This window comes from Pseudobutyrivibrio sp. OR37 (genome assembly GCF_900113655.1).
In the GTDB taxonomy this organism is placed as follows: domain Bacteria; phylum Bacillota; class Clostridia; order Lachnospirales; family Lachnospiraceae; genus Pseudobutyrivibrio.
The window spans coordinates 34,786-48,440 of sequence record NZ_FOQF01000028.1 but is presented as its reverse complement, the minus strand read 5'-3'; the positions used below and the strand labels follow the sequence as shown (position 1 = coordinate 48,440).

The following is a 13,655-nucleotide window of genomic DNA, read 5'->3' as shown; positions in this document are numbered from 1 at the left end:
AAAGAGCTTGGGCTAAAGCTGGATAGGTTCCTATATCTTTCTCCAAGTGTTAAAATCATTAAAAAGCTTGGAGGTGATTCTTATTAGTAACAACAATCCTGTAGATGAAATAAGAACTAAATATATCCAAAATCCACCTGAAGGAATGACGGCATCTGACATCAAAGCTATGAGCGATGATCATTTATTAGATATGCACTATTTCCTTGAAGATGATGATTTTGATCCAGAAGATGAAGTAGGTGCAGAAGGTTTTTATATCTTCTAAGTAATACTTCTTGTTTTCATGCCCGCCTCCGCGCGGGCCTTTTTAGTTCAAGATTTCTCCGAAGGAGAAATTTCCTATAAAGTAAAAAAAGCCCCATCTACATGGGGCTAAAAATCTATTTCTTAATTGAATTCATAAAATCTGGCATTTTGATATTAAGCTCAGGAACTGTGCTTTCTGTAGGTACTGTAGGTGTCAATGGACGCTGCACTGTGCTCTGTACCACTGTTCTGTTAACAACAGGTGGTGTATTTGTAATGCCTGACTGGCCTGCTGGAGCTGCCACTCTATTCATGCTGCCAAGAATATCTGCGCTAGACTGTCTTGGCTGTGTATTATATACCATACCTGATGTGTTACGGAAGCTGCCTGCTGGAGCTGGATCACCAAGACCTGTAGCAATAACTGTAACAGAAACTTCATCATCCATAGACTCATCAACAGTGATACCAAGAATAATGTTAGCATCTGCACCTGTCATATCCTGTACGTATGATGTAGCCTCGTTAGCATCGTTAAGTCCAACATCACCACAGATATTAACGATGACATCTGTAGCACCCTGGATGCTAGTCTCAAGAAGTGGAGAAGCAACAGCTGCCTTAACAGCCTCAAGAGCCTTCTCATCTCCCTTAGCAGAACCGATACCTACGTGTGCTAAGCCCTTATCCTTCATGACTGTAGTAACATCTGCGAAGTCAAGGTTGATAAGTGAGTTCTTAGTAATAAGATCAGTAATACCCTGAACAGCCTGATGTAAAACACCATCAGCCATTCTAAAGCTCTCACCAATACCCATGCTCTTGTTGCAGATTTCAACAAGCTTCTGGTTAGGGATAACAATCAATGTATCTACATTTTCTTTTAATCTCTCAATACCATTAAGAGCGTTGTTCATACGTGGCTTTCCTTCGAACTGGAAAGGCTTAGTAACAATACCAACTGTAAGGATGCCCTGTTCCTTTGCAATCTTTGCAACAACAGGAGCTGCACCAGTACCTGTACCGCCACCCATTCCGCATGTAATGAATACCATATCAGCACCTTTGATTGCTGATGAGATATCCTCTGCGCTCTCTTCTGCGGACTTTTGACCTACTTCTGGATTGGCGCCAGCACCTTTTCCACCAGTAGTTTTTTCACCTATAGCTAAAAGAGTAGGCGCCTTGCATAAATCAAGTGCCTGCTTATCAGTGTTGATTCCGATGAACTCAACTCCCCCTATTCCCTCTTCAACCATACGCTTTACTGCATTGTTGCCAGCTCCGCCGACACCAACAACAATGATTCTAACAGGAGCCCCTGTCTCGTCAGTCGTAATGTTAATCAAAACTTTATCCTCCTTTTATTAAACCTCTAAGGGAGGTTGCAAAATATCTAATACCAAATGCATACTCGTAAATGTACACTAATAATATTATATTTTTTCACTATATTTCGCAACCGTTTTTTAATAAAAATTCCATTTATTTATTCAACAACATCTTCTTTTTCGAATACAATATCTGTATTTTGGTTCGAATAATTTTCTAGATGTAGTGTACCATATAAACCTTCAATCTGTGGAAGTATCCTAAGCATCCTATCAATCTTCTCCTCTAAGAGGTAGCTGCTTCCCAATGAAATACTGTATGTATCATAGCTTATTGTAATATGATTTTTTGCATCATAAGAAATAACTTTTGGCATCAAACTATTCTTATGAAGTATTTTAATCAGTGATGTCAGATAACCCATTTCATCATCGCCAATAGGAAGTGCCTTGCCAATCTGAGGTTCCTCAAGAGATACACCATCTATTTGCATATACCCTCTATCAACAAAGGTCTCGCTTATTTCTACTATGTTGCCATCATAATCAAAATATATGTATTTACCATCTTCTGTTAATATGTAGCCTAAAATAGCCTTTTCATTACAGGTGATGGTAAGTGAATTAGCTCCTGTTATAGACACATCAAAGGATTCAATGAATTCAGCATCCCCTTTAGGAAAAAGCTTGTTTTTCACGAATGCATAAACGGTATTATGGGAATACTCATCATCGATAATGTAATTGATTATTTCATCCTTTGTGTATAAATCAGTACCTTCAACTTCAATCTTTTTTAACGGGCAGAAAAAGTATGCTGCCCCAAGGCCAATAGCAATTAATATAGCTATTGCCAATATTAATTCGATTAATCCAAGGATAAGACTTCCGATACTTCGTCTTCTACGTCTTCTAGACATAATCGTCCTCCTTGAACTCCATATTTTTAGAAACACTAAGAGCAAAACCTATTTCCGTAAGCAAAATAGCCACTGAAGTTCCACCATAGCTTATGAGAGGCAATGTTACACCTGTATTTGGCATTGAGTTGGTAACTACTGCAACATTCAAAATAACCTGAATAGCAATATGTGCCATAATTCCTATACAAATGAAAGAACCAAACATATCCTTAGCATGATTAGCAATATACAAAAGTCTATAGAGCATCAGAATATACAAAAGTATAACGCAGACCACTCCAAATACACCAAGCTCCTCACATATAATAGAAAAAATCATATCATTCTGTGCTTCTGGAACAATGTATTTTTGCATACTTTCTCCTAAGCCTTTTCCAAACAAGCCCCCGCTACCTATGGCATAAAGGCCTTGAAGAGTCTGATAGCCGGTACTACTAATGTAATCCTCCGGATGTAGCCAAGCCTGGATACGCCCAGCACGGTAACCTACCAATGGAATGGAAGCTATAATTACAAAAACTGCAAAGCCAAAAGCCGCAAAGAAATACCAGCTTTTAGGGGAAGCTACAAACGCCATAACAAAGGCTATTCCCAAAATGATAATAGCTGTCGAAAGATTGTTGTAGGCAACTACCGCAACCAAAGGACATGCATATAATCCTAGTGCCTTAATATTTCCCTTAAGAGAGCGAAAGGCTTTTGGATAGCGATCTATAAGATTGGCAAGTAACAGTATTACCGATATCTTTCCAATTTCAGATGGCTGTACATTTATACCACCAAAGCTGAGCCAACGAGACTGTCCGTTAATAGTTGAACCTACGAAAATAACTGCTATACATAAAAATATAGAAATTACATAAAAAGGAAAGGTCAAATGTGCCCATCTTCTATAATCGATTTTGGTAGTGAAAAACATTCCCATAAAACCGAGGCAAGCAGCAAAGAGCTGTTTCTTTAAATAAAATGAAGATTGGCCTGTTTTTAATGTAGCTGCATAAGCTGATGTGCTGTAAAGCATAACTAACCCGAAGGCTAAAATAAACACAACGATAAGTAATAAGGTATAGTCAAAGTTCAAAAGCTTTTTAATTTTTTTTCGCCGTCGCTCCTCTTTTCTAGAGGCCGCCAGATCCTGCTCTCTTGCCATAAACTCTTCCCCAACTCCTTATACTAAATAATATGCAAATACGCACAAGAAAATAGTAACTGTTGTAAATACTGCCACAACCTTTACTTCTGACCAGCCACCTAATTCGTAATGGTGATGAATAGGCGCCATTCTAAAAATACGTTTTCCGTGAGTAAGCTTAAAATAGCCTACCTGAAGAATAACTGATAAAACTTCTACTAAATAAATAAGTGCAACTAAAATAATGAATACAGGCATTTTTAACATGTAAGCACTTGCTGCAACAAATCCGCCTAAAGCAAGTGAGCCTGTATCACCCATGAAAATTTTAGCTGGATGTACATTAAACATTAAAAATCCAAGAAGCGCACCAACCATGGCAGCAGCTGCTGGAGTGATATCTGAATATAAGGTGATTGAAACTATTCCGAAAAATGCAGCGATAACAAGTGTTACTGATGTTGCAAGTCCGTCTAAGCCGTCTGTAAAGTTGGCACCGTTAACTGTTCCCAAAACTGCAAGATATAAAACTACAACTGCAAGCCAGCCTATATCTATAAAAGCGCCAGTATATGGGATTCTGATTTCCAAGTTTACATCAGAAAATTTAACCATGTATACTGCAAAGCCAGTTGTTACAAGGAGCTGGCCAAGCATCTTCTGCCATGCCTTTAAGCCATCAGAGCTGTGCTTGATTGCCTTTAAAAAATCATCAACGAAACCAATAATACCAAAGCCTAATGTAAGGTAAAGGATTGGGTAAATATGTGGACTAAATCTAGCATAATAAAAACCTACAATAGAAAAAGCAATAAGAATCATAATTCCACCCATTGAAGGTGTGCCGTTCTTTAGCTTGTGTTCTTTAATGTATTCTCTTTCAGTGTTACCCATCTTAAGACGTCTTAAGAGAGGAATACAAATAGGTCCTAGTATTAACACTATAATAAAGCTTACTAACATTGGTAAAAAAACTTCAAACATAATATAACTCCAATCCAAAAATAACTAAAATTGATTAAACAAATAATTATTGACCTGGTACATCCTCAGTGTCTTCTGAAACCTCTGGTGTTTCAGATGGATCTGCTGTGGACTCTGCTCCTTCTGGGGTATCCTCTGTAACACCTTCGTCAGGTGTAGCCTGCGCCTGCTCTGTTAAGGATTGAGCAGCCTGTGCCTGCTCCTCCTCTGTAAGAGAGGATTCAACGCCAAGATATGGCAATATCTGTTCGAAAATATTGTGACATATCTCTTGGGCAAAGCTACTGTGAGCTTGGTTATTTCCAATTGCTCCTACTCCAGGCTCATCTACAATAACATACACCACTACCTGCGGATTATCAACTGGTGCAAAGCCAATAAATGAAACTAAATATTTGTGATTTCCACGAGGAAGCTTTTCGGCAGTACCTGTCTTTCCTCCAATTCGATAGCCATCTACACCGGCAGTTTTACCTGTACCATCAGAAACAACATATTCCAAATAGCTTTTTATTAAGTCTCCAGTTTCCTTAGAGATTGTTCTTTTTTGAACAACAGGCTCTATTTCTGAAACTGTATTTCCATTTGAATCTGTAATCTTTGTAACAAGATGTGGTTCGTATAAATATCCACCATTAATCAAAGAACAAAAACCTGTGCCCAGCTGAATCATAGTAGTATTAAAGTTCTGACCGAAGGAATTTGTAGCTAAGTTGATAGCAGAATTCAAATCTTCCTTACTATATATAAGGCTAGCTGTACTAGCCTCTCCTGTTAAATCGATGCCTGTCTTTTGTCCAAAGCCGAAAATAGACTGATAATCAGAAAAAGTTTCAGGTCCAATCACACGAACCATCTGCATAAGAGCATCATTGCAGGAATTGGAAAGTGCGTCTGCAATGGTCTGAGTACCATGTCCACCCTTATTATGAGCAACACACTTTACTAGCTTAGGGTAGCCAGGAATCATTTCACCACCATCGCAAAAATAGGTTTCATCACCAGTTAAATCTCCGGTTTCAAGCCCCATTGCAACTGTAAATGGCTTAAAGGTAGAACCTGGCTCATAAGTATAGGTAATGCAAAAGTTCTGCCATATTTTGTTAAGCTCATCCATCTTCTGATCCTGATCCATGGCATCAATATCTTCCTGTGAGAAGTATGGTGTCAAATCTCTAGGATTGTTCAAATCGAAATTTGGGTATTGAGCCATGGCATATATTTCACCATTATTTGGGTTCATAACAAGCACCGCTGTATGTTTTGAACCGAAGGTCTCTGGCTCATCCGGATGCTCTGCATTCCAGTTGGCTGCTGTGGTTGCATTCCAATCTGCAACAGCCTTTTCTACGATAGTCTGAATATTAACATCCAGTGATAAAACAATATTATTTCCATTTGTGGCATCAATTGTAGTCTGCTCTAAATTATTATCGGAATTCAGATATCCATAGGTACGACCATTAATACCATTTAGTATTGATGAATATTTATTCTCAAGACCGATAACACCAACATTACCACTACTAGCATAACCTATTGTGGCTGCAGCAAGTGAGCCATAAGGATACTGTCTAATATATTCCTTTTCAAACCAGATGCCAAAAATCTTTCCTTTATTACCCTCTGATGCTTTTTTCTCCTGGAAATCAGCCATCTCCTCATAGGATACTCTCTTTGCTAAAACATAGTACTGACTATTAGCGTTTTTTGAAAGCTGTGTTTTGATTTTATCTGCATCTATCTCATCGAAGCATTCGGTAACAAGATTAATTGTAGCCTGAGTGCTTCCTGGAAATTTTTTATCATTTCCATTTAAAACCTTGCAATCCAAGATAACGTTGTAAACATCAACACTAGTTGCAAGAACTGTACCTCTGGAATCGACTATATTTCCCCTTTGGAATGGGATAATTGTGCTGTCGTAATCCTGCTGGGACAATACAATCTTTTCGTACTTATCACCACTAGTGTGCTGAATGTACATTACTCGACCTATTAGAACAACAAAAAGAATACAAACAATTCCGAAAACTACCCAGAGCTTGCGTTGCATTCTTTTTAATATTTTATTATTCGGTTTTAATCTTCGTCTTTTATTACTAGCCATTGCTGAATCTCTATTCTATGGAATATCCTGATACTGACTCATGTAGTCGGAACCATCTACACTATAATACACTATTTGATTGTTGGTTGCATACACCATTCCTAGTTCATTTATGGCTTTATCTTTAATTTCCGAAAGATTTGTTGTAGTTGCGATTCTGCTTTCTGCAGCCTTGTTATCAGCATTTACAGTTGATAACTCGTTTTGTAAATCTGCAATATGATTCATTCTTGTGGTAACGCTTGTTTGCAAACCAACATATCCAACAAGCATCAGACAAGTAAGCACAACCGCCGCTATCATATAACCTGTTAATAATCTATTTTTTCTAAGAGCCGCCGCTCTTCTTCTATCTGTAATCTTCTGAAGTCTTTTGGCTTCTTCACGCTTTTCTCGTTCTCGTTGTTCTCTAGTAGGCAGACTTCTAGCAGGGCTTAAGACTAATTCTGTCTCTTTCCTAACCGCATTCCCCTGATTGTAATAATAAGTTCTAACTTCTTGCATTTTCTAACTCCTAAACTCTCGCTTGTAAAACTAGCAATAAACTCCCTTTTCAATACATAAAAAGCTGCCTGCTTTTTAATCTCCTTAATCAATTTTTTCAAATACTCTAAGCTTTGCGCTTTTTGATCTTGAATTTTCTTCTAGTTCCTTTTCACTTGGAAGGATTGGTTTTCTGGTAACAACCTTTCCCTTTGATTTCTTGCCACACACACAAACTGGAAAATTCTTTGGGCATGTGCATGGATCTTCATTTCTCTTGAAAGCGACCTTCGTGATTCTATCCTCCAAGGAATGGAAGGTAATAATACATAATCTTCCACCTGGATTTAGAAGGTCAATCATATCATCTATATGGTCTTCTAAGACTGTTAACTCCCTGTTTAATTCTATTCGAAGAGCCTGATAGGTTCTCTTTGAAGGATGTCCCTGGCCCACCTGAGCCTTCTTTGGAATACTTGCTGCTATGATTTCATTAAGCTGTCCTGCTGTAAGGATAGGAGCAACCTCCCTTGCCTTTACAATATTTTTAACTATCTGCTTGGAAAACTTTTCCTCGCCATAGGTAAACAAGACTCTTGTTAAATCTTCTGGAGAATAAGTATTTACAATATCCGCCGCTGTCATTTCCTTGTCCTTGTCCATACGCATGTCCAAAGGTGCATCCTCTACCCTATAGGTGAAGCCTCTGTCTGCTTCATCTAACTGGAAGCTAGACACGCCAAGGTCAAGCATGATTCCGTCAACCTTATCAACTCCGATTTCATCAAGGCGTTCCTTCATAAATTCATAATTGCTATGAATTGTGGTAACCCTATCCTTGAAAGGAGCGAGTCGCTCACCAGCTGCCTTTAATGCGTCCGTGTCCTGATCGAAGCCATAGAGGTGTCCAGTGGTAAGTCGACTAGCGATTTCGTATGAATGTCCGCCACCGCCAAGGGTACCATCAACATAAATCCCGTCTGGTTTAATATTTAAATTGTCGATTGTCTCATTCAAGAGAACTGAATAATGATTAAATTCCATTAGATTCCCAATCCTAACTCAGCCATGTGTTCTGCGATTTCATCCATATCATCGTAGGTGCCTTCATCCTGCCATCTTTCCTTAGACCAGATTTCAACTCTGTTTAAAACACCTACTGAAACTACTTCCTTATCGATGCCAGCATATTCCTTTAATGTAGAAGGGATAAGTACTCTTCCCTGCTTATCCACATCACACTCTGCTGCTCCTGCAAAGAAGAAACGCGAGAATTTTCTAGCATCCTTTGTGGTAAGTGGAATCTCTCTAAACTTTGCTTCGATTGTCTCCCATTCGCTCATAGGATAGACAAACAAGCATCCATCAAGTCCTTTAGTGGCAATGAAATGCTCTCCTAGCTGCTCACGAAACTTAGCTGGCATAATAAGACGATTTTTAGCGTCTAGATTGTGACAGTATTCGCCCATGAACATATCAGCATTTCCTCCTTTCCACCACTTTGTGACACTTTTATTCCACTTTCCTCCACTTTTAACTACATTTTATACCATTAAAGCTTTTGACGCAACCCAAGAACCGTGAAAAATCAATGTTTTCTGGCATATTCTAGATGTGGTAGAAAGTGGTGGGCCAGACCACAAAAAACACAATATCTGATAAAAAAGTGCATAAAAAAAGACATTGGATATCCAATGTCTTTAAAAAAATACAATTTATTTTTCTTTTTTTACTATTTCAGCACCTTGCTTTTTAAAATTATATACAAATAATCCCGTTCCTAGAACCACCAAGACCGCTGCCAACAATTGAGAAACCGGCAGGCCTGTTGCCCACAATTTCAATTGATCTGTACGTAAGCCTTCTATCCAGAAGCGGCCAGCTCCGTAGATTATCAAATACATAAAGAAAACATAGCCGTCAAAAGGCTTTTTCTTTCTGGTGCATATAAGCAATACCAACAAACCTAAATTCCAAAGGGATTCATATAGGAATGTAGGATGAACTGAAATGTAATCCACTCCGTTAACAGTTACGAGGTTTGTAAGCATTTCAGTGGTAACATCATCCATGGAACGTATTGCATCAAGTGGAAGCAGCATCGCAAATAAGCCATCTGTGTACTGCCCAAAGGCCTCTCTATTAAAGAAATTGCCCCATCTTCCACATATTTGGCCGATTATTACGCCAAACATTGCCACATCCATAACCTTAAGGAAATCAAGCTTTTTTATGCGAGATAAAATATATACGCAGGCAATTCCAAAAAGTACACCTCCGTATATAGCCAAGCCTCCTTGCCTTATATTGAAAACGCTGATTGGATTACCCTTGTAATAATCCCAGGCAAAAACAACATAATAGATTCTAGCTCCTAAAACTCCAACTATAATTGTGATAATACAGATGTCTAGGAACTCATCTTCATTAAAGCCTACACGCTTTGCTTCCTTAAGAATAAAACTGACTCCAATAAGCATTCCGATTGCAATAATTACCCCGTAAAATGCAATGAAAAAGGATCCAATATAGAATCCTTTTCCAACATTATCAAGAGTAATATGCAAATTCGGAAAAATTATACTAGTATTCACGTAAATATTCTCCCAATAAATATACTATTGTGCATCATTAAAGAGCTGGTAGATTTCGATTTTCAAAGCATCTGTATCTGTCATTCCAACAAAGATGCATCCATACTCAAAGATACCATTATCCAATTCATTTACACGAACAACCTTAAATACTGTATCGATTGTTTCCTTGGTCCAGATTTGGATTTTAGCATCAAAACATGCACCAACTTCAAATTTGATTTCTGGTACTCTGAAAGCTAAACCTGTTTTTGAAATATTAACTACATCAACCTCCATGTATTTAACAGTGGTGATGTTTTCTTCATCGATTCTCTCGATTTCGACCTTTACGTCAATATCCAATCTTTTGTTTTTTCTCTTCTCTTCCATGCTCATGCCTCCCAACAATTAATAATGATTACCCCTTAAGATTGATGCCCTTATTCTTAAGCTTCTCTACTATATCGTCAACAACCTTCTGAACTTCCTCGTGAGTAAGTGTACGCTCATCATCACCAAAGAGAAGTCTGACTGTAATTGACTTGCTAGAACCATCAGAATATACATCGGCAACTCCTACCTTTTTCAGTATATCTCCAGCTGTTACTTTTATTGTATCATTTATTTCTGAAAATTTCTCGGCAATAAATGATAAATCTACTTCAATTGAAGGATACTTTGAAGGTTCCTCATAAGAAATAGGCTGTTGTTTAATATCTGCAAGTGCCTCGATATCGATTTCTGCAAATACGATAGCTGCCTTCTTATCAATCTTCTTTGAAACTAGTGGATGTGCAACGCCCATCTCACCAATAACAGTATCATCAAGTACTAAGCTGTATAAATTCTTAGGATGCTCATAAGAATGAGTAGCCTCAAGTGTCTTGTAAGAAAGAGCCTTGTGTCTAACATCCTCAATAGTCTCAGCAATCATATCACGAAGCTCAAAATAAAGCTTTTCGAGAGACTTTGTCTTTGAGAATAATGTAATGCAAAGCTTTTTGTGCTCGTCGCAAAGACCATCTTCCTTGAGGCCTTCCACTACACGACCAACCTCAAAGATACCAAAATCAGTAGCATAGCCTGTGTTGTAGTTAACCTGACAAAGCTGTGTAGGAATGATTGAACGACGAAGTGTTTCAATGTTAGGGTTTGTAGAGTTAGCAAGCTTAATGTTGTCCTCTACTTCCATTCCAAGCTTCTTGTATTCATCAGCATACTGCCATACATAAGAATGAACCTCATGAAGTCTAAATCTCTTAACAAGGATATCCTTAATTCTATCTTCAACGTTTTTGTCCTCTGCCATACGAACTGGGTAAAGAGGTGCATTTGTTGTAGAAAGTTCGAAGTTATCATATCCGTAGATACGTGTGATTTCTTCGATGATATCTGCCTTAAGGCTGATATCCTTAGTTGCACGATAAGATGGTACATCTACATGGAAGTTATCCCCATCCTGAGTTACCTTAAAGCCTAAAGCTGTAAGGGTATCCACAATGTGCTCATTTGTAATTTCAATTCCAGTGTACTTATCCACAAAATCCTTGTCAAAATCAAGTGCAACATGTGGATAATGGAATGGATAATCATCAGTAAGCGCGGATACAACCTTGACACCTGGATCAATTTCAGAAAGGAGCTTCATGAAACGAGCGATGGCAACGGTAGTCATTTCTGGATCAAGACTCTTTTCGTAGCGAGCAGATGCATCTGTTCTGTGAGCAAGACGAACTGCGCTCTTTCTGATTGAAGCTGCATTAAATGTAGCTGACTCAAGTGTAAGTGTTGTTGTATCTTCAACGATTTCTGAATCAAGACCACCCATGATACCAGCGATAGCAACTGGTGTGTCACCATTGCAAATCATAAGTGTGTTTTCATCGATGTTACGCTCTACTCCATCAAGTGTTGTAAATGTAAAAGGCTTGTCAAATCTCTTAACACGAATCTTTTCAGCCTTACGTGAATCGAATGCGTGCATTGGCTGGCCCATTTCAAGCATGATGTAGTTTGTTAAATCTGCAAGAAGATTGATTCCTCTCATGCCGCAGTAGAATAAACGAATACGCATATTCATTGGTGCAACATTCTTTTCGATGTTCTCTACCTTAAGAGATGAATATCTCTGGCAAAGCTCATCCTCAATCTTAAGATCAACCTTTTCAAGATTGTCGTACTTGCTTAAATCAAGTGTAGGAAGCTCCTTAAGAGGACGCTTTGCGATTGTAGCGAACTCTCTAGCGATTCCGTAGTGTCCCCAAAGGTCAGGACGGTTTGTAAGTGACTTATTATCAACTTCGAAGATGATATCATCGATTTCGTATAAATCCTTAATATCAGTACCATTTGCCACATCCTCTGTGATGTCCATGATACCGTCGTTGTTATCAGAAATTCCGATTTCCTTTTCAGAACAGCACATTCCGTAAGAATCGTAGCCTGCAAGTGGTCTTGGAGCGATTGTGATATCGCCAAGCTGTGCTCCTACCTTTGCGAAAGCTGTCTTCATGCCAACGCGAACGTTTGGCGCACCACAGACAACATCTGTAAGCTTACCGTCACCAGCATCTACCTTTAAAAGATGAAGCTTCTTTGATTCTGGATGCTCTTCTACTGATTTGATTTCAGCAACTACAACTCCAGATAAATCCTCACCTTTGTGGAAAATATCATTTTCAACCTCTGCTGTTGCAAGAGAGAACTTTGCAATAAGCTCCATCTTGTCAAGACCACTAAGGTCAACAAAATCAGAGATCCAATTCATTGAAATAAACATGATTTTAGTCCTCCCTTATTGCTCATCATCAGTGAACTGAGCTAAGCTTGAAAGATTACCGCTGTTCAGGTCACGAATGTCTTTAATTCCGTATTTCATCATTGCAAGTCTTGTAAGACCAAGTCCGAAAGCGAAGCCTGTGTATTTATCAGGATCGATACCGCCCTCTTCAAGAACCTTTGGATGAACCATACCACATGGGCAAAGCTCAAGCCATCCTGAATGCTTGCAAGATGGGCATCCCTTACCACCGCAGTTAAGGCAGTTGATATCAAGCTCAAAGCCTGGCTCCACAAATGGGAAGAAACCTGGACGAAGTCGTACCTTAATATCACGTCTAAATACTTCTGAAAGCATAGTCTTCATGAAGTAGATAAGGTTTGAAATAGAGATATCCTTGCCAACCATAACACCTTCCATCTGGAAGAATGTGTTTTCATGACATGCATCTGTAGCTTCGTTTCTGAAGCAACGTCCTGGGAAGATAGCCTTAATAGGTGTACCATTCTCAAGTAACTGCTTACGATATTTCTTGTAAATAGCATTCTGAGCAGCTGTAGTCTGAGACTTAAGAAGCTGTCCATTTTCAAGATAATATGTATCCTGCATATCACGAGCTGGGTGATATTTAGGGATATTAACTGCTTCAAAGCATTCGTAATCAGTAACAACTTCACTGTAATCCTCTACTGTAAAGCCCATTGACTTAAAGATAGTCTCGCACTGACGCTGAACAAGTGTAATAGGATGATAGCTACCCTGATCAAAATGCTCTGGGAGAGACATATCAAACTCAGGAACCTTATCGATTTCCTTCTGAAGCTCTAAAGCTGCAATCTCTTCTTTCTTTGCAGCAATTTTCTCAGCAACAGAGTTCTTAAGTACATTAATCTTTTGGCCAAATTCTTTCTTTTCTTCAACAGAAAGCTTGCCCATTTCCTTCATTGCAGCTGTAACGCTACCTTTTTTGCCTAAGTATGAAACACGGATATTTTCAAGCTCTTCTGAATTTTTAATATTAGAAAGCTCTGTTTCAAACTTGGCGCTCAATTCAGATATAATATCTATCATGGCTTCCTCCCTAAACA

Annotated in this window: 13 protein-coding genes; 1 reads left to right on the top strand and 12 read right to left on the bottom strand. The window is 38.6% G+C overall.

Features of this window, described 5'->3' with window-relative positions; all coding sequences use genetic code 11:
- The first annotated feature begins 73 nt into the window (after positions 1-73).
- Positions 74-268 carry a hypothetical protein gene (locus tag BM097_RS12600; RefSeq protein ID WP_090550540.1) on the top strand — a complete coding sequence of 65 codons (195 nt, stop codon included), beginning with the start codon at positions 74-76 and terminating at the stop codon, positions 266-268.
- Between the two features lie 115 nt (positions 269-383).
- Here the strand turns inward: BM097_RS12600 and ftsZ are convergent, their stop codons facing one another.
- The 12 genes from ftsZ to pheS form a co-directional block, all read right to left on the bottom strand.
- Positions 384-1,598, bottom strand: coding sequence for a cell division protein FtsZ (gene ftsZ, locus BM097_RS12595; protein ID WP_090550536.1), 1,215 nt, complete (start codon positions 1,596-1,598; stop codon positions 384-386).
- 140 nt (positions 1,599-1,738) lie between these two features.
- Positions 1,739-2,500: a cell division protein FtsQ/DivIB gene (locus BM097_RS12590; protein ID WP_090550532.1), complete on the bottom strand. Its 762-nt coding sequence runs from the start codon at positions 2,498-2,500 to the stop codon at positions 1,739-1,741.
- The gene (locus BM097_RS12585; protein WP_177197461.1) at positions 2,493-3,653 is read right to left on the bottom strand and encodes an FtsW/RodA/SpoVE family cell cycle protein; all 1,161 of its coding nucleotides are present in this window, start codon (positions 3,651-3,653) and stop codon (positions 2,493-2,495) included. Before BM097_RS12585 ends, BM097_RS12590 begins: the two co-directional genes overlap by 8 nt.
- A gap of 18 nt (positions 3,654-3,671) precedes the next feature.
- On the bottom strand, positions 3,672-4,619 hold the full coding sequence (gene mraY / locus BM097_RS12580; RefSeq protein WP_330389654.1) for a phospho-N-acetylmuramoyl-pentapeptide-transferase: 948 nt from the start codon (positions 4,617-4,619) through the stop codon (positions 3,672-3,674).
- 46 nt (positions 4,620-4,665) lie between these two features.
- Positions 4,666-6,606 carry a peptidoglycan D,D-transpeptidase FtsI family protein gene (locus BM097_RS12575; RefSeq protein WP_242944712.1) on the bottom strand — a complete coding sequence of 647 codons (1,941 nt, stop codon included), beginning with the start codon at positions 6,604-6,606 and terminating at the stop codon, positions 4,666-4,668.
- 138 nt (positions 6,607-6,744) lie between these two features.
- Complete coding sequence (locus BM097_RS12570) at positions 6,745-7,233, bottom strand: hypothetical protein (protein ID WP_090550523.1); 489 nt, start codon at positions 7,231-7,233, stop codon at positions 6,745-6,747.
- An 84-nt stretch (positions 7,234-7,317) separates the two neighbouring features.
- Positions 7,318-8,256: a 16S rRNA (cytosine(1402)-N(4))-methyltransferase RsmH gene (rsmH, locus tag BM097_RS12565; protein ID WP_090550518.1), complete on the bottom strand. Its 939-nt coding sequence runs from the start codon at positions 8,254-8,256 to the stop codon at positions 7,318-7,320.
- The gene (mraZ, locus tag BM097_RS12560) at positions 8,256-8,687 is read right to left on the bottom strand and encodes a division/cell wall cluster transcriptional repressor MraZ (RefSeq protein ID WP_090550513.1); all 432 of its coding nucleotides are present in this window, start codon (positions 8,685-8,687) and stop codon (positions 8,256-8,258) included. The genes rsmH and mraZ overlap by 1 nt, the downstream gene beginning before the upstream one ends.
- Before the next feature lie 240 nt (positions 8,688-8,927).
- Entirely contained in the window at positions 8,928-9,806 is an 879-nt protein-coding gene (gene lgt, locus BM097_RS12555; RefSeq protein ID WP_090550509.1) for a prolipoprotein diacylglyceryl transferase, read from the bottom strand.
- A gap of 24 nt (positions 9,807-9,830) precedes the next feature.
- Positions 9,831-10,178, bottom strand: coding sequence for a PilZ domain-containing protein (locus BM097_RS12550; protein WP_090550505.1), 348 nt, complete (start codon positions 10,176-10,178; stop codon positions 9,831-9,833).
- Positions 10,179-10,206: 28 nt separating this feature from the next.
- The gene (pheT, locus tag BM097_RS12545) at positions 10,207-12,567 is read right to left on the bottom strand and encodes a phenylalanine--tRNA ligase subunit beta (RefSeq protein WP_090550502.1); all 2,361 of its coding nucleotides are present in this window, start codon (positions 12,565-12,567) and stop codon (positions 10,207-10,209) included.
- Between the two features lie 15 nt (positions 12,568-12,582).
- The gene (gene pheS / locus BM097_RS12540; RefSeq protein ID WP_090550497.1) at positions 12,583-13,638 is read right to left on the bottom strand and encodes a phenylalanine--tRNA ligase subunit alpha; all 1,056 of its coding nucleotides are present in this window, start codon (positions 13,636-13,638) and stop codon (positions 12,583-12,585) included.
- Between the last annotated feature and the right edge of the window lie 17 nt (positions 13,639-13,655).